This window comes from Burkholderia pseudomultivorans (assembly GCF_902499075.1).
Lineage (GTDB): Bacteria > Pseudomonadota > Gammaproteobacteria > Burkholderiales > Burkholderiaceae > Burkholderia > Burkholderia pseudomultivorans.
In genome coordinates this window covers 25,582-47,188 of record NZ_CABVPP010000013.1, presented here as the reverse complement: position 1 = coordinate 47,188, position 21,607 = coordinate 25,582, and the positions used below count along the sequence as shown (strand labels likewise).

23 protein-coding genes are annotated in these 21,607 nt (G+C 67.7%); 11 read left to right on the top strand and 12 right to left on the bottom strand.

All coding sequences use genetic code 11. The annotated features are described in order from the left end of the window. Positions 1-222: 222 nt before the first annotated feature. The 3 genes from BST28156_RS11790 to BST28156_RS11780 all read right to left on the bottom strand — a co-directional run bounded on the left by BST28156_RS11790 (position 223) and on the right by BST28156_RS11780 (position 2,611). Positions 223-1,197, bottom strand: a complete 975-nt coding sequence (locus BST28156_RS11790; RefSeq protein WP_060240831.1) for a quinone oxidoreductase family protein — start codon at positions 1,195-1,197, stop codon at positions 223-225. A 198-nt stretch (positions 1,198-1,395) separates the two neighbouring features. Next, complete coding sequence (locus BST28156_RS11785; protein ID WP_059519545.1) at positions 1,396-1,782, bottom strand: methylglyoxal synthase; 387 nt, start codon at positions 1,780-1,782, stop codon at positions 1,396-1,398. Positions 1,783-1,831: 49 nt separating this feature from the next. Next, entirely contained in the window at positions 1,832-2,611 is a 780-nt protein-coding gene (locus BST28156_RS11780; protein WP_174902247.1) for an SDR family oxidoreductase, read from the bottom strand. 183 nt (positions 2,612-2,794) lie between these two features. Here BST28156_RS11780 and upp point away from each other — a divergent pair, with 183 nt between their 5' ends. From upp to rng, 9 genes are all read left to right on the top strand, one after another. Then, positions 2,795-3,445, top strand: coding sequence for a uracil phosphoribosyltransferase (upp, locus tag BST28156_RS11775; RefSeq protein WP_060240832.1), 651 nt, complete (start codon positions 2,795-2,797; stop codon positions 3,443-3,445). Between the two features lie 219 nt (positions 3,446-3,664). Then, the gene (locus tag BST28156_RS11770) at positions 3,665-4,393 is read left to right on the top strand and encodes a YebC/PmpR family DNA-binding transcriptional regulator (protein ID WP_060240833.1); all 729 of its coding nucleotides are present in this window, start codon (positions 3,665-3,667) and stop codon (positions 4,391-4,393) included. A 104-nt stretch (positions 4,394-4,497) separates the two neighbouring features. Further along, positions 4,498-5,778: a phosphoribosylamine--glycine ligase gene (gene purD / locus BST28156_RS11765; RefSeq protein ID WP_009691792.1), complete on the top strand. Its 1,281-nt coding sequence runs from the start codon at positions 4,498-4,500 to the stop codon at positions 5,776-5,778. Positions 5,779-5,894: 116 nt separating this feature from the next. After that, complete coding sequence (gene hemF / locus BST28156_RS11760) at positions 5,895-6,818, top strand: oxygen-dependent coproporphyrinogen oxidase (protein WP_174902246.1); 924 nt, start codon at positions 5,895-5,897, stop codon at positions 6,816-6,818. 10 nt (positions 6,819-6,828) lie between these two features. Further along, positions 6,829-7,560 (top strand): nicotinate-nucleotide adenylyltransferase, encoded by a 732-nt coding sequence (locus BST28156_RS11755; RefSeq protein ID WP_244131456.1) that lies wholly within the window; start codon positions 6,829-6,831, stop codon positions 7,558-7,560. 4 nt (positions 7,561-7,564) lie between these two features. Further along, positions 7,565-8,014 carry a ribosome silencing factor gene (gene rsfS, locus BST28156_RS11750; RefSeq protein WP_174902245.1) on the top strand — a complete coding sequence of 150 codons (450 nt, stop codon included), beginning with the start codon at positions 7,565-7,567 and terminating at the stop codon, positions 8,012-8,014. A gap of 18 nt (positions 8,015-8,032) precedes the next feature. After that, entirely contained in the window at positions 8,033-8,503 is a 471-nt protein-coding gene (rlmH, locus tag BST28156_RS11745) for a 23S rRNA (pseudouridine(1915)-N(3))-methyltransferase RlmH (RefSeq protein ID WP_060240836.1), read from the top strand. 51 nt (positions 8,504-8,554) lie between these two features. Next, positions 8,555-9,187 (top strand): Maf family protein, encoded by a 633-nt coding sequence (locus tag BST28156_RS11740; protein WP_174902244.1) that lies wholly within the window; start codon positions 8,555-8,557, stop codon positions 9,185-9,187. 8 nt (positions 9,188-9,195) lie between these two features. Beyond that, the gene (gene rng, locus BST28156_RS11735) at positions 9,196-10,665 is read left to right on the top strand and encodes a ribonuclease G (RefSeq protein WP_009691303.1); all 1,470 of its coding nucleotides are present in this window, start codon (positions 9,196-9,198) and stop codon (positions 10,663-10,665) included. A 78-nt stretch (positions 10,666-10,743) separates the two neighbouring features. Here the strand turns inward: rng and BST28156_RS11730 are convergent, their stop codons facing one another. The 7 genes from BST28156_RS11730 to BST28156_RS11700 form a co-directional block, all read right to left on the bottom strand. After that, positions 10,744-11,130 (bottom strand): BON domain-containing protein, encoded by a 387-nt coding sequence (locus BST28156_RS11730; RefSeq protein ID WP_174902243.1) that lies wholly within the window; start codon positions 11,128-11,130, stop codon positions 10,744-10,746. A gap of 31 nt (positions 11,131-11,161) precedes the next feature. Then, positions 11,162-12,283, bottom strand: coding sequence for a porin (locus BST28156_RS11725; RefSeq protein ID WP_174902242.1), 1,122 nt, complete (start codon positions 12,281-12,283; stop codon positions 11,162-11,164). Positions 12,284-12,428: 145 nt separating this feature from the next. Beyond that, positions 12,429-13,730: an MFS transporter gene (locus tag BST28156_RS11720; protein ID WP_174902241.1), complete on the bottom strand. Its 1,302-nt coding sequence runs from the start codon at positions 13,728-13,730 to the stop codon at positions 12,429-12,431. Positions 13,731-13,808: 78 nt separating this feature from the next. Continuing rightward, complete coding sequence (locus tag BST28156_RS11715; protein WP_174902240.1) at positions 13,809-14,780, bottom strand: quinone oxidoreductase family protein; 972 nt, start codon at positions 14,778-14,780, stop codon at positions 13,809-13,811. A gap of 17 nt (positions 14,781-14,797) precedes the next feature. Further along, a complete protein-coding gene (locus tag BST28156_RS11710) occupies positions 14,798-15,364 on the bottom strand; it encodes an RBBP9/YdeN family alpha/beta hydrolase (protein ID WP_174902239.1) in 567 nt (188 codons plus the stop codon). 2 nt (positions 15,365-15,366) lie between these two features. Further along, complete coding sequence (locus BST28156_RS11705; RefSeq protein ID WP_174902238.1) at positions 15,367-16,425, bottom strand: beta-keto acid cleavage family enzyme; 1,059 nt, start codon at positions 16,423-16,425, stop codon at positions 15,367-15,369. Between the two features lie 33 nt (positions 16,426-16,458). Continuing rightward, positions 16,459-17,307: a TauD/TfdA dioxygenase family protein gene (locus tag BST28156_RS11700; RefSeq protein ID WP_174902237.1), complete on the bottom strand. Its 849-nt coding sequence runs from the start codon at positions 17,305-17,307 to the stop codon at positions 16,459-16,461. Between the two features lie 143 nt (positions 17,308-17,450). On the opposite strand from BST28156_RS11700, the gene BST28156_RS11695 reads away from it, so the two are divergent. Together BST28156_RS11695 and BST28156_RS11690 are read left to right on the top strand one after the other, a co-directional pair. Continuing rightward, on the top strand, positions 17,451-18,443 hold the full coding sequence (locus BST28156_RS11695) for an AraC family transcriptional regulator (RefSeq protein WP_060240844.1): 993 nt from the start codon (positions 17,451-17,453) through the stop codon (positions 18,441-18,443). 3 nt (positions 18,444-18,446) lie between these two features. Beyond that, positions 18,447-19,478 carry an AraC family transcriptional regulator gene (locus BST28156_RS11690; protein WP_174902236.1) on the top strand — a complete coding sequence of 344 codons (1,032 nt, stop codon included), beginning with the start codon at positions 18,447-18,449 and terminating at the stop codon, positions 19,476-19,478. 101 nt (positions 19,479-19,579) lie between these two features. Here the strand turns inward: BST28156_RS11690 and BST28156_RS11685 are convergent, their stop codons facing one another. Continuing rightward, positions 19,580-20,644 carry a beta-keto acid cleavage family enzyme gene (locus BST28156_RS11685; RefSeq protein WP_174902235.1) on the bottom strand — a complete coding sequence of 355 codons (1,065 nt, stop codon included), beginning with the start codon at positions 20,642-20,644 and terminating at the stop codon, positions 19,580-19,582. Between the two features lie 80 nt (positions 20,645-20,724). Next, positions 20,725-21,567, bottom strand: a complete 843-nt coding sequence (locus BST28156_RS11680) for a TauD/TfdA dioxygenase family protein (RefSeq protein ID WP_174902234.1) — start codon at positions 21,565-21,567, stop codon at positions 20,725-20,727. Between the last annotated feature and the right edge of the window lie 40 nt (positions 21,568-21,607).

The following is a 21,607-nucleotide window of genomic DNA, read 5'->3' as shown; positions in this document are numbered from 1 at the left end:
AAACCCCATCCATTTTTGTGTTCTCCGTCGTCGAAATCGGACGACTAGAACCTTAGGGGAACGCGCGTAAAGGGCGGGTCAAAGGTGATCGGGCGGGTATAAAAAGCGTGTAAACGGACGGATGCGGGCGGAGCGCATCGAGCGGGACGGACGGCGCAGCCGCGCCGTCCGGAAGGCGGAAGGAAGGCAGGCGCCGGCGGCATGTCGGCGCGCCGCGCTGGATCAGGGAATCAGCAGCGTCGACCCGGTCGTCTTGCGCGACTCGAGATCGGCGTGCGCGCGGCCGACTTCCGCGAGCGGATAGCGCTGGTTGATGCTGGTCTTCACCTTGCCCGACAGGATCACGTCGAACAGCTCGGCGGCGGCCGCTTCGAGATCGGCGCGCTTCGCGATGTACGAGAACAGCGTCGGCCGCGTGAAGAACAGCGAGCCGCGCGACGAGAATTCCTTCGAGTCGATCGGCGGCAGCGGGCCCGACGCGTTGCCGAAGCTGACGAAGTAGCCGAGCGGCGCGAGGCTGTCGAGCGAGCCGAGGTAGGTGTCCTTGCCGATCGAATCGTAGACGACCGGCACGCCCGCGCCGTTCGTGATCTCCTTCACGCGCTGCGTGAAGTTCTCGCGCGTATAGACGACCGGATGATCGCAGCCGTGCGCCTTCGCGAGTTCGGCCTTCTCGTCGGAGCCGACCGTACCGATCACGGTCGCGCCGAGCGCCTTCGCCCACTGGCACACCAGCAGGCCGACGCCGCCGGCCGCCGCATGGATCAGGATCGTGTCGCCGGCCTTCACCGGGTACGTGCGGCGCAGCAGGTAATGCGCGGTCAGGCCCTGCAGCATCACCGACGCCGCGTCGTCGTAGCCGATCCCGTCGGGCAGCTTCACGACGCGCTCGGCCGGCAGCACGCGTTCCTGCGCATACGCGCCCGGCGGCTGCGCGACATACGCGACGCGGTCGCCGACCTTCAGCGCACTCACGCCGTCGCCGACGGCCGTGACCTCGCCGGCCGCCTCCATCCCGAGCCCGCCGGGCAGCGGCTGCGGATAGAGGCCGGTGCGGAAATACACGTCGATGTAGTTGAGCCCGACCGCATGCTGGCGGATCCGGACTTCGCCCGCGTTCGGCGCGCCGACCTCGACATCGACCCACTTCATCACGTCCGGGCCGCCCGGCTGGTCGTATCGGATTGCTTTCGGCATCGTTTCGCTCCTCGTTCTCAATCGGTCAGGTGACATTCGGATCGCCGACGCACCCCGCCGGATGCGAAGTCCGACGGGCCGGCGCGTCGCGACGCTCGATTCTCGCGCGTCGCGGCGACCCGTGCATGGCCCTGACGGCAGCAGGGGCAATTGAGGCGGCAGCCGCAGACGACGGGCCGGCGTTCGTCGAGGGGCGCCCTAGTCCCGCATTTTCCGCGCCAGGTCGTCGAGCAGCATCCGCGCGGTCGCGACGTTGGTCGCGACCGGCACGTTGTGCACGTCGCACGCGCGCACCAGCGCGGTGATGTCGGGATCGTGCGGCTGCGCGGTCATCGGGTCGCGCAGGAACACGACGATGTCGACGCGGCCTTCGGCCAGTTCCGCGCCGATCTGCAGGTCGCCGCCGAGCGGCCCCGACAGCTTGCGCTCGACCTCGAGCCCGTGCGCGGCCGCGATGCGCCCGCCCGTCGTGCCCGTGCCGACCAGCCGGCATTGCGCGAGCGTGTCGCGATATTCACCCGCGAGCGCGACGATCTCGTCCTTCTTCGCGTCGTGCGCAATCAATGCGATACGAGTGTTGCTCATCTCCAGATCCTTCGTTGTTCGGTTGTTATGGTCAGGGTCGCGCGGCACGTCAGAACGTGCCCGGATACGCGCCGCCGTCGAGCAGCCAGTTCTGCCCGGTGATATAGCCCGCGTGCGCGCTGCACAGGAATGCGCACGCCGCGCCGAACTCGTCGCGCCGGCCCAGGCGCCCGGCCGGGATCTCCTTCGCGCGCCGCGCGCGCATCTCGTCGACCGTCACGCCCTGCGCTTTCGCGGACGCAGACAGCGTGGTCGCGATCCGGTCGGTGTCGAACAGCCCCGGCAGCAGGTTGTTGATCGTCACGCCATGCGGCGCGACCTTGCGCGCCAGCCCGGCGACGAAGCCCGTCAGCCCCGAGCGCGCGCCGTTCGACAGTGCGAGCACGTCGATCGGCGCCTTCACCGCCGAACTCGTGATGTTGACGATCCGGCCGAAGCGGCGCGCGATCATCCCGTCGACGGTCGCGCGGATCAGCTCGATCGGCGTCAGCATGTTCGCCTCGAGCGCGCGGATCCAGTCGTCGTGCGAGAAGTCGCGGAAGTCGCCCGGCGGCGGGCCGCCCGCATTCGTCACGAGAATGTCCGGCTGCGGGCACGCGGCGAGCGCGGCCGCCCGGCCGTCGGGCGTCGTGATGTCGCATGCGACCGCGGCGATCGACACGTTCGACGCCGCGCGGATCTCTTCCGCGGTTTCCTCCAGCGTGTCTCGCGAACGCGCGACGATCACCAGATTCACGCCTTCGGCGGCCAGCGCTTCCGCGCAGCCGCGCCCGAGCCCCTTGCTCGCCGCGCACACGAGCGCGGTCTTTCCTTCGATACCGAGATCCATCGTCGATTCCTCTGTGGCGGCGCGCGTCGGGCGAACGGTCGTCCGCGACGCGCGCCGGGTAATGAGACGTCGATATTATCCGGATCATGCAGCGCGCCTTGGTAAAATTGCGGCCATCAGCGCGCCGCGGGCTTCCGTCCGCCGCCGCCCCCGATCCTCTTTTGCCGCCAAGGCGCCCCCGTCATGAAACAGGACAGCCGCTTCCCGAATCTCTTCATCACCGATCACCCGCTGATCCAGCACAAGCTCACGCACATGCGCGACAAGGACACGTCGACGCGCACGTTCCGCGAGCTGCTGCGCGAAATCACGCTGCTGATGGGCTACGAGATCACCCGCAACCTGCCGATCACGACCAAGCGGGTCGAAACCCCGCTCGTCGAGATCGACGCGCCCGTGATCGCCGGCAAGAAACTGGCGATCGTGCCGGTGCTGCGCGCGGGCATCGGGATGTCGGACGGCCTGCTCGACCTGGTGCCGTCGGCCCGCGTCGGCCATATCGGCGTGTACCGCGCCGAGGATCACCGCCCGGTCGAATACCTGGTGCGCCTGCCCGACCTCGAGGACCGGATCTTCATCCTGTGCGACCCGATGGTCGCGACCGGCAACTCGGCCGTGCATGCGGTCGACGTGCTGAAGCGCCGCAACGTGCCGGCCGCGAACATCATGTTCGTCGCGCTGGTCGCCGCGCCCGAGGGCGTGCAGGTGTTCCAGGACGCGCACCCGGACGTGAAGCTGTTCGTCGCGTCGCTCGACTCGCACCTGAACGAGCACGCATACATCGTGCCGGGCCTCGGCGACGCGGGCGACCGCCTGTTCGGCACCAAGAACTGACGCCGGCCGCGCCGGCAGCCGCGCCGCGCGCGGTGCGGCGCCCCGCCCCGGCCGTTCGGCCCATGCACGGCGGCCCCGAAGCGGCGGTCGCCGCGTGATAAAATCACGCTCCACTCGACACGCGCGGCCCCGCGGCATCACGCCCGCCCCAACGGCCGCCGATTCAACGACACATTGGCACAATCGCCCGCGCGAGCGCGCCCGGGCACGGAGAAAGGTATGGCTGGTCATTCGAAATGGGCCAACATCAAGCATAAGAAGGCAGCGGCCGACGCGAAGCGCGGCAAGGTCTGGACTCGCCTGATCAAGGAAATCCAGGTCGCGGCCCGCCTCGGCGGCGGCGACGTCAACTCGAACCCGCGCCTGCGTCTGGCGGTCGACAAGGCGGCCGACGCGAACATGCCGAAGGACAACGTCAAGCGCGCGATCGATCGCGGCGTCGGCGGCGCGGACGGCGCGAACTACGAGGAAATCCGCTACGAAGGCTACGGCATCGGCGGCGCGGCGATCATCGTCGACACGCTGACCGACAACCGCACGCGCACCGTCGCGGAAGTCCGCCACGCGTTCTCGAAGTTCGGCGGCAACATGGGCACCGACGGCTCGGTCGCGTTCATGTTCGATCACGTCGGCCAGTTCCTGTTCGCGCCCGGCACGTCGGAAGACGCGCTGATGGAAGCCGCACTCGAAGCCGGCGCGGACGACGTGAGCACCAACGACGACGGCTCGATCGAGGTGCTGTGCGACTGGCAGGCCTTCTCGGCAGTGAAGGACGCGCTCGAGGCGGCCGGCTTCAAGGCCGAGCTCGCCGAAGTGACGATGAAGCCGCAGAACGAAGTCGAATTCACCGGCGACGACGCGGTCAAGATGCAGAAGCTGCTGGACGCGATCGAAAACCTCGACGACGTGCAGGACGTGTATACGAACGCCGTCATCGTCGAGGAATGAGATGCCGGCTGCCGCTCGCTCGCGATGGCGGCGGCCCGACCGATTCCGCGGCCGGCGCGCCTGAGCGTGCCGGCCGCCCTGTTTTCTAGTCTGCGGGGAATCCCATGAAACTACTCGTCGTCGGTTCCGGCGGCCGCGAACATGCGCTGGCGTGGAAGCTCGCGCAAGCGCCGCGCGTCCAGATGGTCTACGTCGCGCCCGGCAATGGCGGCACGGCGCAGGACGAGCGTCTGAAGAACGTCGATATCACGTCGCTCGACGAACTCGCCGACTTCGCGGAACGCGAAGGCGTCGCGTTCACGCTGGTCGGGCCGGAAGCGCCGCTCGCGGCCGGCATCGTCAACCTGTTCCGCGCGCGCGGCCTGAAGATCTTCGGGCCGACCCGCGAAGCCGCGCAGCTCGAAAGCTCGAAGGATTTCGCGAAAGCGTTCATGAAGCGCCACGGCATCCCGACCGCCGACTACGAAACCTTCTCCGACACGGCCGCCGCGCACGCGTACATCGACGCGAAGGGCGCGCCGATCGTCGTGAAGGCCGACGGCCTCGCGGCCGGCAAGGGCGTGGTCGTCGCGATGACGCTGGAAGAAGCGCACGCGGCCGTCGACATGATGCTGTCGGACAACAAGCTCGGCGATGCCGGCGCACGCGTCGTGATCGAGGAATTCCTCGACGGCGAGGAAGCCAGCTTCATCGTGATGGTCGACGGCAAGCACGCGCTCGCGCTCGCCTCGAGCCAGGACCACAAGCGCCTGCTCGACGAGGATCGCGGCCCGAACACCGGCGGCATGGGCGCGTATTCGCCCGCGCCGATCGTCACGCCGCAGATGCACGCGCGCGTGATGCGCGAGATCATCATGCCGACCGTGCGCGGGATGGAGAAGGACGGCATCCGCTTCACCGGCTTCCTGTACGCGGGCCTGATGATCGACAAGGACGGCAATCCGCGCACGCTGGAATTCAACTGCCGGATGGGCGACCCGGAGACGCAGCCGATCATGGCGCGCCTGAAAAGCGATTTCTCGAAGGTCGTCGAGCAGGCGATCGCGGGCACGCTCGACACGGTCGAGCTCGACTGGGACCGCCGCACCGCGCTCGGCGTCGTGCTGGCCGCGCACGGCTATCCGGACGCGCCGCGCAAGGGCGACCGCATCAACGGGATCCCGGCCGAGACCGAGCAGGCCGTGACGTTCCATGCAGGCACCACGCTCGCCGACGGCGACAAGCTGGTCACGTCGGGCGGCCGCGTGCTGTGCGTGGTCGGCCTCGCCGATTCGGTGCGCGAAGCGCAGCAGCATGCGTACGACGCGATCAACCAGATCAATTTCGAAGGCATGCAGTACCGCCGCGACATCGGCTACCGCGCGCTCAATCGCAAGAGCGCGTGACGCTGGCCGCGGGTGCGCCGCGACGCGGCGCACCCCTGTCCTCTGCCGGGGTTCGATAGAATGCCCGGCAGAAGCCTTTTTTACGGCCCCCGCAGGCGGGGGCGCCCAGTCCACACATGACCGATTCGACCTACGACGTGGCGCGCGTGCGCACGTATCTCCAGGACCTGCAGACGCGCATCGCCGATGCGCTCGGCGCACTCGACGGCACGCCGCTCGCGACCGACGCGTGGCAGCGCGGCCCCGCCGAGCGGCTGCGCGGCGGCGGCTGCACGCGGATCCTCGAAGGCGGCCGCGTGTTCGAGCGCGCGGGGATCGGCTTTTCCGACGTCGCGGGCGACGCGCTGCCGCCGTCGGCGAGCGCGGCGCGCCCGCAGCTCGCCGGGCGCGGCTTCGAGGCGCTCGGCGTGTCGCTGGTGCTGCACCCGCGCAACCCGTACTGCCCGACCGTGCACATGAACGTGCGGATGCTGATCGCGACGAAGCCCGGCGAAGCGCCGGTCTTCTGGTTCGGCGGCGGCATGGACCTGACCCCGATGTACGGCTTCGAGGACGACGCCCGGCATTTCCACCAGACCTGCAAGGACGCGCTCGACCCGTTCGGCGCCGAGCTGTACCCGCGCTTCAAGAAATGGTGCGACGAGTATTTCTTCCTGAAGCACCGCAACGAGATGCGCGGCATCGGCGGGATCTTCTTCGACGATTTCTCCGAACCCGGATTCGAACGGTCGTTTGACATGATGCGCAGCGTCGGCGACGCGTTCCTGTCGGCCTACCTGCCGATCGTCGAGCGCCGCGTCGACCTGCCGTACGGCGAGCGCGAACGCGAGTTCCAGGCCTATCGCCGCGGCCGCTACGTCGAATTCAATCTGGTGTTCGACCGCGGCACGCTGTTCGGCCTGCAAAGCGGCGGCCGCACCGAGTCGATCCTGATGTCGATGCCGCCGGTCGCGAACTGGCGCTACAACTGGCAGCCCGAGCCGGGTTCGCCGGAAGCGCGCCTGTACAGCGACTTCATCGTGCCGCGCGACTGGGTCTGAGCCCGTCGCGCTGCCCCGCCCCAACAAGAGGACGCGTTTTCTGGACACCACCGCCCGCCCCGCCCCGCTGCCGCGTCGTATCGGCCTGCTGGGCGGCACGTTCGACCCGATCCACGACGGCCATCTCGCGCTCGCGCGCCGTTTCGCCGAGGTGCTCGACCTGACCGAACTCGTGCTGCTGCCCGCCGGGCAGCCGTACCAGAAGCGGGACGTGTCGGCCGCCGAGCATCGGCTCGCGATGACGCGTGCGGCCGCCGCGTCGCTGTCGCTGCCGGGTGCGAGCGTCAGCGTCGCGACCGACGAGATCGAGCACGAAGGCCCGACCTACACGGTCGACACGCTCGCGCGCTGGCGCGAACGAATCGGTCCCGACGCATCGCTGTCGCTGCTGATCGGCGCCGACCAGCTCGTGCGCCTCGACACGTGGCGCGACTGGCGCAAGCTGTTCGACTACGCGCACATCTGCGCGGCGACGCGCCCGGGCTTCGACCTCGGCGCGGCGTCGCCGGCCGTCGCACAGGAAATCGCCGCGCGGCAGGCCGGCGCCGACCAGCTGCAAGCCACGCCGGCCGGCCGGCTGCTGATCGACACGACGCTCGCGTTCGACATCGCCGCGACCGACATCCGCGCGCACCTGCGCGAATGCATCGCGCGTCGCGCCCGGATGCCCGACGCGTCGGCCGAGCATGTGCCGGCCGCCGTCTGGGCCTATATTCTTCAACATCGTCTCTACCATTCCTGATTCCATGGATATCCGCAAACTGCAGCGCGTGATCGTCGACGCCCTCGAAGACGTCAAGGCGCAAGACATCAAGGTGTTCAACACCAGCCATCTGACCGAACTGTTCGACCGCGTGGTCGTCGCGTCGGGCACCTCGAACCGCCAGACCAAGGCGCTCGCGTCGAACGTGCGCGAGAAGGTCAAGGAAGCCGGCGGCGACGTCGTCAGCTCCGAGGGCGAGGACACCGGCGAATGGGTGCTGGTCGACTGCGGCGACGCGGTCGTGCACATCCTGCAGCCGGCGCTGCGCCAGTACTACAACCTCGAGGAAATCTGGGGCGACAAGCCGGTGCGGATCAAGCTCGGCGGCGGCAAGGGCCCGAACGGCGCGGCCGCGGCAAGCGACGACGAAGACGACGAGGAAGAAGCCGCACCGGCCCGCCCGGCGCGCAAGACGGCCGCCCGCCGCCGCTAAGCTGCCTGAATCGTCCCGATGAAGCTTTACATCCTCGCGGTCGGCCACAAGATGCCCGGCTGGATCGCGTCCGGCTTCGACGAATACGCGAAGCGGATGCCGCCCGAGCTGCGCATCGAGCTGCGCGAGATCAAGCCCGAACTGCGTTCGGGCGGCCGCAGCGCGGAAAGCGTGATGGCGGCCGAGCGGCAGAAGATCGAGGCCGCGCTGCCGAAGGGCGCGCGCATCGTCGCGCTCGACGAGCGCGGCCGCGACTGGACCACGATGCAGCTCGCGCAGGCGCTGCCGGGCTGGCAGCAGGACGGTCGCGACGTCGCGTTCGTGATCGGCGGCGCCGACGGGCTCGATCCCGAACTGAAAGGCCGCGCCGACCTGCTGCTGCGCATCTCCAGCATGACGCTGCCGCACGGTATGGTGCGCGTGCTGCTCGCCGAACAGCTTTACCGCGCGTGGAGCATCACGCAGAATCACCCCTACCACCGCGCCTGACGCGTCGTCCTCGCGACGCGCGCCGCGCGCGCTCAACGAGATAACGACACCATGCCGTCCAGCCCTTCCTCCGAACGCTTCCCGACCCTTTATCTCGCTTCGCAAAGCCCGCGCCGCCAGGAGCTGCTGCAGCAGATCGGCGTACGCTTCGAACTGCTGCTGCCGCGCGCCAACGAGGACGCCGAGGCGCTCGAGGCCGAACTGCCCGGCGAGGCCGCCGACGCGTACGTGCAGCGCGTGACCGTCGCGAAGGCCGAAGCCGCGCGTGCGCGGCTCGTCGCGAGCGGCAGGCCGGCCGCGCCGGTGCTGGTCGCGGACACCACCGTGACGATCGACGGCGCGATCCTCGGCAAGCCGACCGACGCGGCCGACGCGCTCGCGATGCTCACGCGTCTGGCCGGCCGCGCGCACGAGGTGCTGACTGCGGTCGCGGTGATCGGCGCCGACGGCGCGCTGCTGCCGCCCGCGCTGTCGCGCTCGTCGGTGCGCTTCGCGGCCGCGCCGCGCGACGCGTTCGTGCGCTACGTCGAGACCGGCGAGCCGTTCGGCAAGGCCGGCGCGTATGCGATCCAGGGACGCGCGGCCGAGTTCGTCGAGCGAATCGACGGTTCCCATTCAGGTATCATGGGTCTGCCCCTTTTTGAGACCGCCGCGCTGCTGCGCGCCGCCCGCGTCGCTTTCTGAACCGCACCATGAACGAAGAAATCCTGATCAACCTCACGCCGCAGGAAACGCGGGTCGCACTCGTCCAGCAAGGCGCGGTGCAGGAGCTTCACGTCGAGCGCACGCTGTCGCGCGGACGGGTCGGCAACATCTATCTCGGCAAGGTCGTGCGCGTACTGCCCGGCATGCAGTCGGCGTTCATCGACATCGGCCTCGAACGCGCGGCGTTCCTGCACGTCGCCGATATCTGGCAGCCGCGCATCGCGGGCGAGCCGCCGTCGGCCGCCGCCCACCAGCCGATCGAGAAGACCGTGTTCGAGGGCCAGACGCTGATGGTCCAGGTGATCAAGGATCCGATCGGCACGAAGGGGGCGCGGCTGTCGACGCAGGTCAGCATCGCGGGCCGCACGCTCGTCTACCTGCCGCAGGAGCCGCATATCGGCATCTCGCAGAAGATCGAGAGCGAGGCCGAACGGGAAGCCGTGCGCGCGCGCCTGACCGCCGTGATCCCGCCGGACGAGAAAGGCGGCTATATCGTGCGCACGATCGCCGAGGATGCGACCTCGGACGAGCTGGCCGGCGACGTCGCGTACCTGCGCAAGACCTGGGCGACGATCGTCGCGCAGGCGCAGCGGCTGCCGGCGACCAGCCTGCTGTACCAGGATCTCGACCTCGCGCAGCGCGTGCTGCGCGACTTCGCGAACGACGACACGACGCGCATCCAGGTCGATTCGCGCGAAACCTACCAGCGCCTCGCGGATTTCGCGGCCGAGTTCACGCCGGCCGTGAGCCCGAAGCTGCACCACTACACCGGCGAGCGGCCGCTGTTCGACCTGTACAACATCGAGACGGAGATCCAGCGCGCGCTGTCGCGCCGCGTCGACCTGAAGTCGGGCGGCTACCTGATGATCGACCAGACCGAGGCGATGACGACGATCGACGTGAACACCGGCGGCTACGTCGGCGCGCGCAACTTCGACGACACGATCTTCAAGACCAACCTCGAGGCCGCGCATACGATCGCGCGGCAGCTGCGGCTGCGCAATCTCGGCGGCATCATCATCATCGACTTCATCGACATGGAGAATGCCGAGCATCGCGACGCGGTGCTGTCCGAGCTGAAGAAAGCGCTGTCGCGCGACCGCACGCGCGTGACCGTCAACGGCTTCTCGCAGCTGGGGCTCGTCGAGATGACGCGCAAGCGCACGCGCGAATCGCTCGCGCACGTGCTGTGCGAGCCCTGTCCGACCTGCCAGGGCAAGGGCCAGGTGAAGACGTCGCGCACCGTGTGCTACGACATCCTGCGCGAGATCCTGCGCGAGTCGCGCCAGTTCAATCCGCGCGAATTCCGCGTGATCGCCGCGCAGCAGGTGATCGACCTGTTTCTCGACGAGGAGTCGCAGCATCTCGCGATGCTGATCGACTTCATCGGCAAACCGGTGTCGCTGCAGGTGGAGTCGAATTTGAGTCAGGAGCAGTACGACATCGTGTTGATGTAAATCCGCTGAATGCCGGCGCGACCTCGCGCGCCGGATCGGCGGCAGCCATACGCACGCCGAGCTCCCGGCGAACGCCGCTCACTGGCCGAGCGGTCGCTGCACGGCCAGCCGGTTCGTCACCGACGTCACGCCGGCGACGTCCGTTGCAACCTGCTCGACCGTCTCGATCTGCGACGCTTCGGCAACCGTGCCGTTCAGCGTGATCGCGCCGCCCTTCGCGGTCACGCTGATGCTCCCCGCGTCGATCTCCTTGTGCCGGGCGAGCGCCGCGTACACCTTGCGCCGCAGCGCACGATTCGCCTGTCGCACCGCCTTCGCACTCATGCCCGCGGACGCGGCGCGCCCCACGCCGGCCGGCGCGCTCGCCGGCATCCCCGCCGACGCGCCAGACTGCGCCCATGCGCCGATCGATGCCGCCGCGACGGCAACGCCGAGCGCTGCTCGAATGCCATGCCTCTTTTTCATCTTCATTGTTCTCCGTTTCGCTTTCGCATCGTCAGAAGGTGTGCCGCATGCCGATCATCGCGGCCGTCGTCGACACGCCGGGCGCGACAGGCTGGCCGTACGTGATCGTCTGGTTCATCGTGCCGCGGTTCGCGACGTAGCCGACCTGTGCATAGACCATCGTGCGCTTCGACAGGCTGTATTCGGCGCCCGCCGCGTATTCGCTCGAATGATTCGCACCGTTGTTGCGATCCTTCAGGTAGTAGTAGCCGGACGTGATCCGGAAGAACGGGCTGAACTGGTAGCCGAGGCCGCCGGAAATCATTTCGTAGTTCGTGCGGCTCGTGTTCGACGGATTCTTGCCGATCCCGTACGACGCCGACACCGACAATCCGCTGAACGTGTACTTCGCGCCGAAGTAGTAGAAGCGATTGTTGGCCAGACCGGTCGGCGTCGCCGCCGCGGTATTGGTGTCGTGCGCGTTGTAGTAGACCGCCGCGAGATTGAGCCCGTAGTTCGAATACTTGAGCACCGCCGACTCGCGCGTGCCGCCCTGGATCTGCCCCGGCACCCCGCCCGGCGCGTATTCGAGCCCGATCGACGCGCCGTAGAACTTCGGCGACTGGTAGACGAGCGCGTTGCTGTCGTACAGCGCGCCGATCGGCACGTTCGAGTTCGTACCGGGCCAGCCGGCCGCCTGGTTCAGTCCGAGCCATGCGCTCAGGATGCTGCCGAAATACTGCGCATTGCGGACGTCGGTGTCGGCCATCGCGTAGATCATCGGCGTGAACTGCCGCCCGGCGTCGAACGTGCCGAACGGCCCCGAGATGCCGATGGTCGCCTGCTGATTGAACACCGCGGTACCGCCCGTCGTGTCCGCGAGCCCGAGCTTGCCGGTGCCGCTGTTGAACACCCCCTGCAAGCGGAAGTTCACCTTGTAGCCGCCGCCGATGTCCTCGCTGCCCTTCAAGCCCCAGAAGCTCGAATAGATACCGGCATCCTTGAAGCCGAACAGGTGTCCGTTGTTCTTCGCGGTCGGTGCGAACGACGCCGCCGACGTACTCTGATAAACGAGACCCGAATCGATCGCACCGTACAGCGTGACCGACGATTGTGCATGCGCCGCGCACGCGAACATCGCGAGTGCCGCCCCACCGCTCCATTTCAGTTTCACTGACGTCTCCTCCATTCCCTGTGCCGACCGGACCGATCCGGCCGGATGCCTGCTTGTTATCGTTTGTTATCGTGACGCGCGGAATCGCCGACCCGGCAATTCCGGTCTTCGTCGGGTGCTGCGTGTGGGGGTGGCGTGTGCCGCGCTACGCGGCAACCCGCCGCCGATCGTCCGGGTAGTGGCGCTTGCCGATCACGAACAGTGCGGTCGACACGATGGCCGCGAGCGGAATCAACTGCAGCGCCGCGTGCAGGCCGATCCGGTCCGCGATCATCCCGGTCAGTACCGGGCCCGCCGCGAGGCCGAGCAGATTGTTCGCGAGCGACCACACCGCCATCGCGGTCGCGTGAATCGAAGGCGGCGTCAGATCGGCCACCATCGCGCCGGACGGCCCGACGCTGCCCGCCGCGAGGAACATGCCGATGCCGATCAGCACGAGCTGCGCCATGCCTGGATGCAGCAGGAACGCGCAGCCGAGCGCGGCGAACGAGCCCATGCAGTACGCTGCCGCGACCGTCCACTTGCGCGGTGCATGGCGCCGGCTGATGCGGTCGGTCACGATGCCGCAGACGATCATCCCGACGCCCGTCGTCAGCACGAACACCGCGGCGAGCGCACTCGCGCGATCGACGTGCAGCCCGTAGTAGCGGCCGAGAAAGCTTGGCAGCCACGCGTAGAGCGCGCCCGGGAGGAGCAGTTGCAAGCCGCAGCCGACGTACGCGTAGACGATCGACTTCGATGCGAACAGCGCCGGCCCGAGGCTTTTCAGCGTGATCTTCGGCCGCGCACGGCGCAGCGCCGCGAGTGCGGCGACGTCGCCGTCGGGTGCGAGACGCTTCTCGGTCACGACGATCCGATACAGACCGGCGAGCGCAAGCCCGAAGATCGCCATCGTCGCGAACGACCAGCGCCAGCCGAAGTGCGCGGCGACGATCCCGCTCAACGCCATCCCGAGCATCGAGCCGAACGCACCGCCCGCCAGGAACGAGCCGGACAGCGTCGCACGCAGATGCGCGGGGAACACGCTCAGCACGACCGCGAGCCCGACACTGCCGTACGCGGCCTCGCCGACGCCGACGACGAACCGCGCGGCAAACATCTGGCCGTAGTTCGCGGACACCGCACAGCCGAGCGTCGCGACGCTCCAGATCACGGCCATCAGGATCAGGCTGCGCACCCGCCCCCAGCGATCCGCGAGCAGCGACAGCGGAAACGTCAGCAGCCCGACCATCAGCGACACGACGCTGCTCAGCGAGCCGAGCCGCGTATCGCTCAGCAGCCACTGCGCCTTCAGCAGCGGGAAGACCGCGTTGAGCACCTGCCGCGACATGTAGTCCGCGAGCAGCAGGCCGAACGTCAACGCGAAAACGCTCCACGCATATGCCCGGGATACGGTCGGTGCGGGCGCAAGGGCGTCGCCCGGGGCCGTGATCGCATGCATTCCCATCTTCGTCTCCTTGATTCGTTATCGCCGCGAGACTACGCTCGTGTCGCGACGGCGTCCGTCACGCCCGCACCGACCGCCTCATGGCACGAGGATGGTCGAACCGACCGTCTTGCGCGCTTCGAGCGCGCGGTGCGCGTCGGCCGCGTCTTCGAGCGCGAACGCCTGCTGCGGCTCGCTCACGATGTTGCCGGCCAGCACGTGGTCGAACAATTCCGTCGCCATGTCGAGCATGTGCGGGCGCGGGTGGATGTAGTGGATCATCGCAGGCCGCGTCATCCAGATCGAGCCCTTGGAGGCGAGCAGTTGCGAATCGACGACCACCGGGCCGGACGACGTACCGTTGCTCACGAAGTGGCCGCGCGGCTGCAGGCAGCTCAGCGAATCCATCAGCGTGTCCTTGCCCACCGAGTCGTAGACCACGCTCACACCCTTGCCGTCCGTCAGCTCCTTCACGCGATCGACGATGTTTTCGCGCGAGGTCACGATGGTGTGCGTGCAGCCGTTGGCTTTGGCGAGAGCGGCTTTCTCGTCGGTGCTCACGGTGCCGATCATCGTCACGCCGAGCGCGCGCGCCCACTGGCAGGCGATCAGGCCCACGCCGCCGGCGGCGGCGTGATACAGGATGGTTTCACCGCCGTTCAACGGGTAGACCTGGCGGAACAGGTACTGAGCCGTCATGCCCTTCATCATCAGCGTGGCGGCGGTGCGGTCGCCGATGCCGTCGGGCAGCGGGATCAGCACGGCCGCGGGCATCACGCGCGCTTCGGCGTACGCGCCCTGCGGGCCGATCAGGTAGCCGACGCGGTCGCCGGGCTTCAGATAGTCGACGCCGGGCCCCACGGCCTCGACCACGCCCACGGCATCGGAGCCCAGACCGTTGGGCAGGTCCAGCGGATAGCGCCCGGTGCGGAAATAGATGTCGATGAAGTTCAGCGCAACGAAGCTGTGACGCACGCGCGCCTCGCCGGGGCCGGGGTCGCCCACCTCGACGTTTTCGAGCTTCAGCACCTCGGGGCCGCCGGTTTCGTAAAAACGTACTGCCTTGACCATGATCGTGTCTCCTCGGTTCAAACCGACAGCTCGGCAATGAATTCATGCGCGCGCGGCCATTCGCCATAGCCGGACGCGGGGTTGAGATGGCCCACGTTGCCGAGGTCCACCAGGCGGCTGCCCCAGCAGCGCGCCATGTATTCCACTCGTTCATGGCGCGCGAGCGGGTCGTTGCGGCTGGCGGCCACGATGCTGGGAAACGGCAGCGGTTGCAGGGGCACCGGAAACCAGCCGCCGTCTCGCAACTCATCGAGTGTCGGGTAGCCGTCGGGCATCGGGCGCTCGAATTCCGGCGGCGCGGCCAGCAGCGCGCCCTGCACCGCGCGGCGCGTACGCTGCGCCCAGTGCGCGAGCATCACGCAGCCGCCGCTGTGCGCGACGATCACGATCGGGCCGTCGATGGCGCCGGCTTCGCGCTCGATGGCTTCCACGCGGGCCGCGCAGTCCAGCCCTTCACGGCTGCGGCCCATCGGCGGCACGGTGCGTACGCGCGGCAATTGCGCGGCCAGCAGCGTTTGCCAATGGGTATCCACGTGATCGCGCAGACCGGGGACGATGAGGACGGTGGGCGTAACGGTGGGCATGCTCAGGCGACCTTGCGCAGGAAGCCCTGCTGGCGACCGGGGGCGTTCGGCGCGAAGCCGTTGGCGGCCAGGGTTTCGTCGACCGTGTCGTAGAACACGCCGATCTTGCAGATCTCGCGCGCCTGTTTCGCGGTGGCGATCGGGCGGCCGAACTCGCGCGAGATACGCACCAGCTGCTCGATCTGTTCGACCGTGCCGATCTTCGTGGTACGCGACTGGTTCCACAGGTTGTCCTCGGTGCCGGTGCGCACGTGCAGGCCCATCGCGATGCCCATCATGTTGACCGGCAGCACGTTGAGCACCGAACTTTCCACCGTCAGCACCGCGCCGTCGGGCACGCCGCGCAAGAAGTTGGCCAGCGTGTAGACGTTGGGCGAATCCATGCCGCCGCCGATCGCCACCCAGTTCAGCACCAGCGGGCCCTTGTAGATGCCGCGGCGAATGAGTCGCTCGACCGATTCGAAGCTGTTCTGGTTGTAGCACTGGAACGCGCTCTGGATGCCTGCGGCCGTCAGGCGACGAATGTGCTCCTCGGCCCAGCCGGGCTGCGCCGGCACGGTCATTTCCTTGTAGGCGCCGTAAACCACCGGGTCTTCCAGCGAACTGCCCTGCCAGTCGCGATAGTCGAACTGCTCCAGGAAGTTCATCTGCGACGTGTTGATCGTCACGGTCACCTGGTCGGGCTTCGGGTCCAGCTCGGCCAGCATGTGGCGCGTGTCGTCCGACAGCCACTTGGCCGCCGCGCCTTCGGTTTCCGGTGCAAAGCTGATCGAGCCGCCGACCTGGATGATCATGTCAGGCACGCGCGCGCGCACGCCGGCGATCAATTCGTTGAACTTGGACAACCGCTTGCTGCCCTTGCCGTCCAGCTCGCGCACGTGCAGGTGCAGCACGGTTGCGCCGGCGTTGTAGCAATCGACGGCCTTCTGGATCTGCGCCTCCATCGTGACCGGGATGTCCTCGGGGAAATCCGACGGCACATACGACGGCGCATAAGGCGCGGCGGTGATGATCAGCGGCGGCTGGTTTTCCGGGAACAGATGGCCGTCGAGGAAGTTCATGGTGGTATCTCCTGGGTATTCGGATGGTGAGATTCAGTAAGGCCGGGTGCCGACGATTCCGGCGCGCTCCATCTTCCGATGGCAGGGCGGGTAGTCCATCACCGCGTAGTGCTGGGTGGCACGGTTGTCCCAGATGGCGATGTCGCCCTGCTTCCAGCGCCAGCGCACCTGGTATTCGGGGATGGCGGCCTGGCTGATCAGGTACTGGAGCAGGTCGGAGGCGCCGCGCGTGAAGTCCTGCCCGACGCGCACGTTGCCGGGGTTGTGGTAGTTGGTGAAGTGCGTGGTGAAGCCGCACACGAACAGCACCTTCTCGCCCGTCTCGGGATGGGTGCGGACCACCGGGTGCTCGGCGTCGGGGAACCGGGCCTTGAGCGCCAGGCGCTGTTCGATCGGCATGACTGCGCCGAAGGTGGCTTCGATGCTGTGGCGCGCCCGCAGCGGCGCGATCAGGTCCTTGACGTGCCGCGGCAGCTTTTCGTAGGCCAGCACCATGTTGGCCCACATGGTGTCGCCGCCGACGGGCGGGCATTCGATGCAGCGCAGCACGGCACCCATTTGCGGGATTTCACGCCACGTCGCATCCGCGTGCCAGCCATTTTCGTAGTGATCGTTGGGCGCGTCGGGCGACTTGTAGATGCGCACCAGGCCCGGGTTCTCCGGGTCGCTGCCCACCACCGGGTGGTCTTCGAGTTCGCCGAAGCGGCGCGCGAACGCCACGTGGTCGGTGCGCGCGATGTCCTGGTCGCGCAGAAACACGACCTTGTGCTTCAGCAACGCGGCCCGGATTTCGGCAAACAGTGCGTCGTCGCGTGTGGCGTCGGCCAGGTTCACACCGGTGATTTCGGCACCAATGGCGCAGGTGAGTGGTTCGATACGCATCGCTTGTCTCCTTCACGGTGCGGGGTGTGGATCGGTCGTCCAATAGGTGCCATCTTAGAAATACGGGTGTTCCCCCGCTTTGCATTTCGTGCCACTGGCTATACTCTTCATGCCAGCCTGGGTTTTCCCCAAGGGGGGCGAAAATGGTGACTTTGGTGCGCGCGGCGGCATTGACCGGCTTTGCCGAAGTCATGCGCGCCCTCGGCGGTGACGCGGATAAAGCCCTGCGCGTCGCGGGACTGCGGCCTGCGCTCGTTCGCGAGCCCGATCAACTCATCGACGCCGCCGTGGCTGCGCAAGTCATCGAAGACGCGGCCGAAGCCGTTCGGTGCGACACGCTGGGCCTGCGCATGGCCGAGTCGCGCCAGCTTTCGCACTTCGGCGTGGTGAGCCTGCTGCTGCTGCACCAGCCTACGCTGCGCGATGCGTTGGCCACACTGATTGCCTACGCGCATGTGCTGAACGAATCGCTCGCCATTCAGATGGAAGACGCGGACGGCGTGGTCATCCTGCGCGAAGACATCGTGGCCGCGCGGCCCATGCAGCAGTCCGTCGATCTCGCCATCGGCGTGCTCTACCGCATGTGTGCGGCGCTGCTGCACGAGCGCTGGCGGCCGCAATGCGTGTGCTTTTCCCATTCGGCCCCGCGCGATCTATCCGTACACAAGCGGCTGTTCGCCTGCCGCCTGCAGTTCGACGCGGAATTCAACGGCATCGTTTGCCGGGCGGCCGACCTGGACGAGCCGAACCCGTTGGCCGACCCCACGCTCGCCCGCTACGCGCAGACGCTGGTGGATGCCCAGATCAGCGCCCGCGATGCCAGCATCGGCCAGCAGGTGCGCCGCGCCATCTACCTGCTGCTGCCCTCGGGCCGGGCCACCTGCGCGGGCGTGGCGCAAGGGCTGGGGCGCAGCATGCGCACGCTGCAGCGCGCGCTGGATGCCGAGGGGCTGTCGTTCACCACGCTGCTCGACGAAGTGCGGCACGACCTTGCCCGGCGTTACCTGGCCAACCCGCACTACGGGATGGGGCAGATCGCCACGATGCTGGGCTATGCGAGCCACAGCGCCTTCACGCGCTGGTTCAGCGCGCAGTTTGGCTGCCCGCCGCAGGCGTGGCGCAACCGCAACGCATAGGCGATGACGAAGAATCCGGGCCGTCTCATCCGCAGTGCCAGCCTGAACGGCTATGTCGAGCTGGTACGGACGCTGGGCGCAGACCCACGGGCGCTGCTGCGCAAGGCGGGACTCTCGGCGCGGTTGCTGCAGGACCCGGAAACGCCGCTCCCCAGCGATGCAGTGCGCGAGGCGCTGAACCTTGCCGCCGAGGCGACCGGCGCCGAAGACTTTGCGTTGCGGCTGGCGGCACGCCGTTCCCTGTCGAACCTGGGGCCGATCAGCCTCGTGTTGCGCGAGGCCGCCACGCCGCGCGAGGCGCTGGACGCGCTGTGCCGGTACCGCAAGCTGCTCCACGCTTCGCTCCTCACCCGTGTCGAGGACGACGGGGACAACACCATCGTCCGTGAAGACCTGCTGCCCAGCGCCGGTTTGCCCATGCGCCAATCGATGGAACTGGCGGTAGGCGTGATGTTCCGCACGCTCAAGGAGTTGACTCCCCCCGGCTGGCGACCGCGCAAGGTCTGCTTTACGCACGCGCCGCCGGCCGACGCGGCCGCGCACCGGGCCTTTTTCGGCTGCAAGGTGTTGTTCGACCAGCCGTTCAACGGCATCGTCTGCGCGGCCGCGGACTTGCGACAGCCGCGTGGCGAGCAGGAACCCGGGATCGCCGGCTTTGCCCGCGACTATCTGGAATCCGCGCTGCAGCGGCGCGGCAACCGCGCCGGCGAAACGTGCCGCGAGTTGATCCTGGCGCTGTTGCCGGTAGGCCGCTGTACGGCGGACGCGGTGGCTCGCCGTCTGCGTATCGACCGGCGCACGTTGCACCGCCATCTGGACGCGGAAGGGCTGACCTTCAGCGCGTTGCTCGACGAAGTGCGGCGGGAACTCGCGCTGCACCACCTGCGCGGCAGCAACCTCGCCGCAGCCGAGATTGCGCACCTGCTGGGCTTCTCCGCGCCCAGCGGTTTCAGCCACTGGTTTCGTGCGCATTTCGGCTGCAGTGTCGTGCAGTGGCGCAAACAGCAAGTCAGGGACGCTGACGAAGCAGCCTGACGCGTGACGATGCGATGCCGCGATGGCCATCGCGGCGTGCGCGTCGTCCGCGTCCGCGCGTTTCGCGAAGTTCGTCGCACCGGCGTGCATCGCGGCCCCGCTCAAGCGATCGCGCCTTTGCGCAGAAAGCCCTGGTTGGCGCCATTGCGATTGGGCGCAAAGCCGTTGGCGGCCAGGGATTCGTCCGCCGTATCGTAAAACACGCCGATCTTGCAGATTTCGCGTGCCTGCTGCGCCGTCGCGATCGGGCGGCCGAACTCTTCGGAGAGGCGCACCAGTTGTTCGATCTGCGACACCGTGCCGGCCTTGCCGGTGCGCGTCTGGTTCCACAGGCAGTCCTCGGTGCCGCAGCGCACGTGCAAACCCATGGCTATCCCCATCATGTTGACGGGCAGCACGTTGCGCACGTTGCTTTCCACCGTCACCACCGCGCCGTCGGGTACGGCACGAATGAAGTTGGCGAGACTGTAGACGCTGGGCGTGTCCATCCCGCCGGCGATGGCCACCCAGTTCATGACCAGCGGCCCCTTGTAGAAGCCGCGTCGCATCAGCCGCTCCACCGACTCGAAACTGTTGAGGTTGTAGCACTGGAAGGCGCTCTGAATGCCCTTGGCCGTCAGCCGGCGGACGTGCTCTTCGACCCAGCCGGGCTGCGCCGGCACCGTCATTTCCTTGTAGGCGTTGAAGATCGCGGGGATCTCGCGCGAGGTGCCCTTGAAATCCGCGTCTTCCGCCTGATCGGTGACGTTCATCTGCGAGGTATTCACCGTCACCGTCACCTGGTCCGGCACGGGTTCGAGCTCGGCCAGCATGTGGCGCGTGTCGTCGGACAGCCACTTCGCCGCTTGCCCTTCGTTTTCGGGCGCGAACGAGATCGAGCCGCCGACCTGGATGATCATCCCGGGCACCGCGTTGCGCACGCCGGCGATCAACTCGTTGAACATGGACAGGCGCTTGCTGCCCTTGCCGTCCAATTCGCGCACATGCAGGTGCAGTACCGTTGCGCCGGCGTTATAGCAGTCCACGGCCTTCTGGATTTGCTGTTCCATGGTGACCGGGATGTCCTCGGGAAAATCGGACGGCAGCCAGCCCGGCGCGTACGGCGCGGCCGTGATGATCAGCGGTTGCTGGTTTTCGGGAAACAGGTGGCCGTCGAGGAAGTTCATGATGACGCTCCGGTGGAAGGACTGCGAACGAAATTGGCCTGTGGCGTTTATCCGCCAGGTGCCGCCAGTGAAGTTTCCGATCAGTAAGGAACGTCGCCCACGATCCCGGCGCGTTCCATTTTTCGCGGCGCGGGAAAGTAGTCGTTGCACGCATAGTGCTGCGTGCTGCGGTTGTCCCAGACGACGATGTCGCCCGGCTTCCACGACCACCGCACCTGGTATTCGGGAATGGTCGCGCGGCTTACCAGGTAGTTCAGCAGCAGCGCGGCGCCCGGGGTCTTGTCGATACCGTGGCGCACGTTCTCGGGCGTGCTGTAGTTCGCGAAATGCGTGCTGAAGCCGCCCACGTACAGCACCTTCTCGCCGGTCTCGGGGTGGGTGCGCACGACCGGATGCTCCGCGGGCGGATACTCGCGGCCCAGCTTCGCGCGGTCTTCGGGCGTCATCACCGCGCCAAAGGTATGCTCGATGCTGGCCTTCGCGCGCAGCCTGGAGATGGTGCGCTTGATGTCCTCGGGCAACTCCTCGTACGCCTTCACCATGTTCACCCAGATCGTGTCGCCGCCGAGCTCCGGGCATTCCATGCAGCGCAGCACTGCGCCCATGGCTGGATTGGGCCGCCACAGGCCGTCGCTGTGGTAGGTGTTCTCGTAGCTGTGTGGATTGTCGCTGCGGTAGATGCGCACGAGGCCGGGATGATCGGGATCGCTGCCGACCACCGGATGGTCTTCCAGCGGGCCGAAGCAGCGCGCAAAGGCCACGTGCTCGGCGCGCGTAATGTCCTGACCGCGGAAAAACAGCACGCGGTGTTTCAGGAGCAGGTCCTTGACTTGCGCGAACTGCCCCGGGATACGCGAGACTTCGCCCAGGTCGATTTCGCTGAGTTCAGCGCCGATGGCGGGGGTGAGTTGCCGGACTTTCATGGTTCGTCTCCATCCTCTCTTGACTGGACACCGGCGCACG

What these genes read in the sequence shown, in the direction of transcription:
- BST28156_RS11790 (WP_060240831.1), bottom strand. Translation starts at nt 1,197, where the DNA reads ATGCCGAAAGCAATCCGATACGACCAGCCGGGCGGCCCGGACGTGATG.
- BST28156_RS11785 (WP_059519545.1), bottom strand. Translation starts at nt 1,782, where the DNA reads ATGAGCAACACTCGTATCGCATTGATTGCGCACGACGCGAAGAAGGAC.
- BST28156_RS11780 (WP_174902247.1), bottom strand. Translation starts at nt 2,611, where the DNA reads ATGGATCTCGGTATCGAAGGAAAGACCGCGCTCGTGTGCGCGGCGAGC.
- upp (WP_060240832.1), top strand. Translation starts at nt 2,795, where the DNA reads ATGAAACAGGACAGCCGCTTCCCGAATCTCTTCATCACCGATCACCCG.
- BST28156_RS11770 (WP_060240833.1), top strand. Translation starts at nt 3,665, where the DNA reads ATGGCTGGTCATTCGAAATGGGCCAACATCAAGCATAAGAAGGCAGCG.
- purD (WP_009691792.1), top strand. Translation starts at nt 4,498, where the DNA reads ATGAAACTACTCGTCGTCGGTTCCGGCGGCCGCGAACATGCGCTGGCG.
- hemF (WP_174902246.1), top strand. Translation starts at nt 5,895, where the DNA reads ATGACCGATTCGACCTACGACGTGGCGCGCGTGCGCACGTATCTCCAG.
- rsfS (WP_174902245.1), top strand. Translation starts at nt 7,565, where the DNA reads ATGGATATCCGCAAACTGCAGCGCGTGATCGTCGACGCCCTCGAAGAC.
- rlmH (WP_060240836.1), top strand. Translation starts at nt 8,033, where the DNA reads ATGAAGCTTTACATCCTCGCGGTCGGCCACAAGATGCCCGGCTGGATC.
- BST28156_RS11740 (WP_174902244.1), top strand. Translation starts at nt 8,555, where the DNA reads ATGCCGTCCAGCCCTTCCTCCGAACGCTTCCCGACCCTTTATCTCGCT.
- rng (WP_009691303.1), top strand. Translation starts at nt 9,196, where the DNA reads ATGAACGAAGAAATCCTGATCAACCTCACGCCGCAGGAAACGCGGGTC.
- BST28156_RS11730 (WP_174902243.1), bottom strand. Translation starts at nt 11,130, where the DNA reads ATGAAAAAGAGGCATGGCATTCGAGCAGCGCTCGGCGTTGCCGTCGCG.
- BST28156_RS11720 (WP_174902241.1), bottom strand. Translation starts at nt 13,730, where the DNA reads ATGGGAATGCATGCGATCACGGCCCCGGGCGACGCCCTTGCGCCCGCA.
- BST28156_RS11715 (WP_174902240.1), bottom strand. Translation starts at nt 14,780, where the DNA reads ATGGTCAAGGCAGTACGTTTTTACGAAACCGGCGGCCCCGAGGTGCTG.
- BST28156_RS11710 (WP_174902239.1), bottom strand. Translation starts at nt 15,364, where the DNA reads ATGCCCACCGTTACGCCCACCGTCCTCATCGTCCCCGGTCTGCGCGAT.
- BST28156_RS11705 (WP_174902238.1), bottom strand. Translation starts at nt 16,425, where the DNA reads ATGAACTTCCTCGACGGCCATCTGTTCCCGGAAAACCAGCCGCCGCTG.
- BST28156_RS11700 (WP_174902237.1), bottom strand. Translation starts at nt 17,307, where the DNA reads ATGCGTATCGAACCACTCACCTGCGCCATTGGTGCCGAAATCACCGGT.
- BST28156_RS11695 (WP_060240844.1), top strand. Translation starts at nt 17,451, where the DNA reads ATGGTGACTTTGGTGCGCGCGGCGGCATTGACCGGCTTTGCCGAAGTC.
- BST28156_RS11690 (WP_174902236.1), top strand. Translation starts at nt 18,447, where the DNA reads ATGACGAAGAATCCGGGCCGTCTCATCCGCAGTGCCAGCCTGAACGGC.
- BST28156_RS11685 (WP_174902235.1), bottom strand. Translation starts at nt 20,644, where the DNA reads ATGAACTTCCTCGACGGCCACCTGTTTCCCGAAAACCAGCAACCGCTG.
- BST28156_RS11680 (WP_174902234.1), bottom strand. Translation starts at nt 21,567, where the DNA reads ATGAAAGTCCGGCAACTCACCCCCGCCATCGGCGCTGAACTCAGCGAA.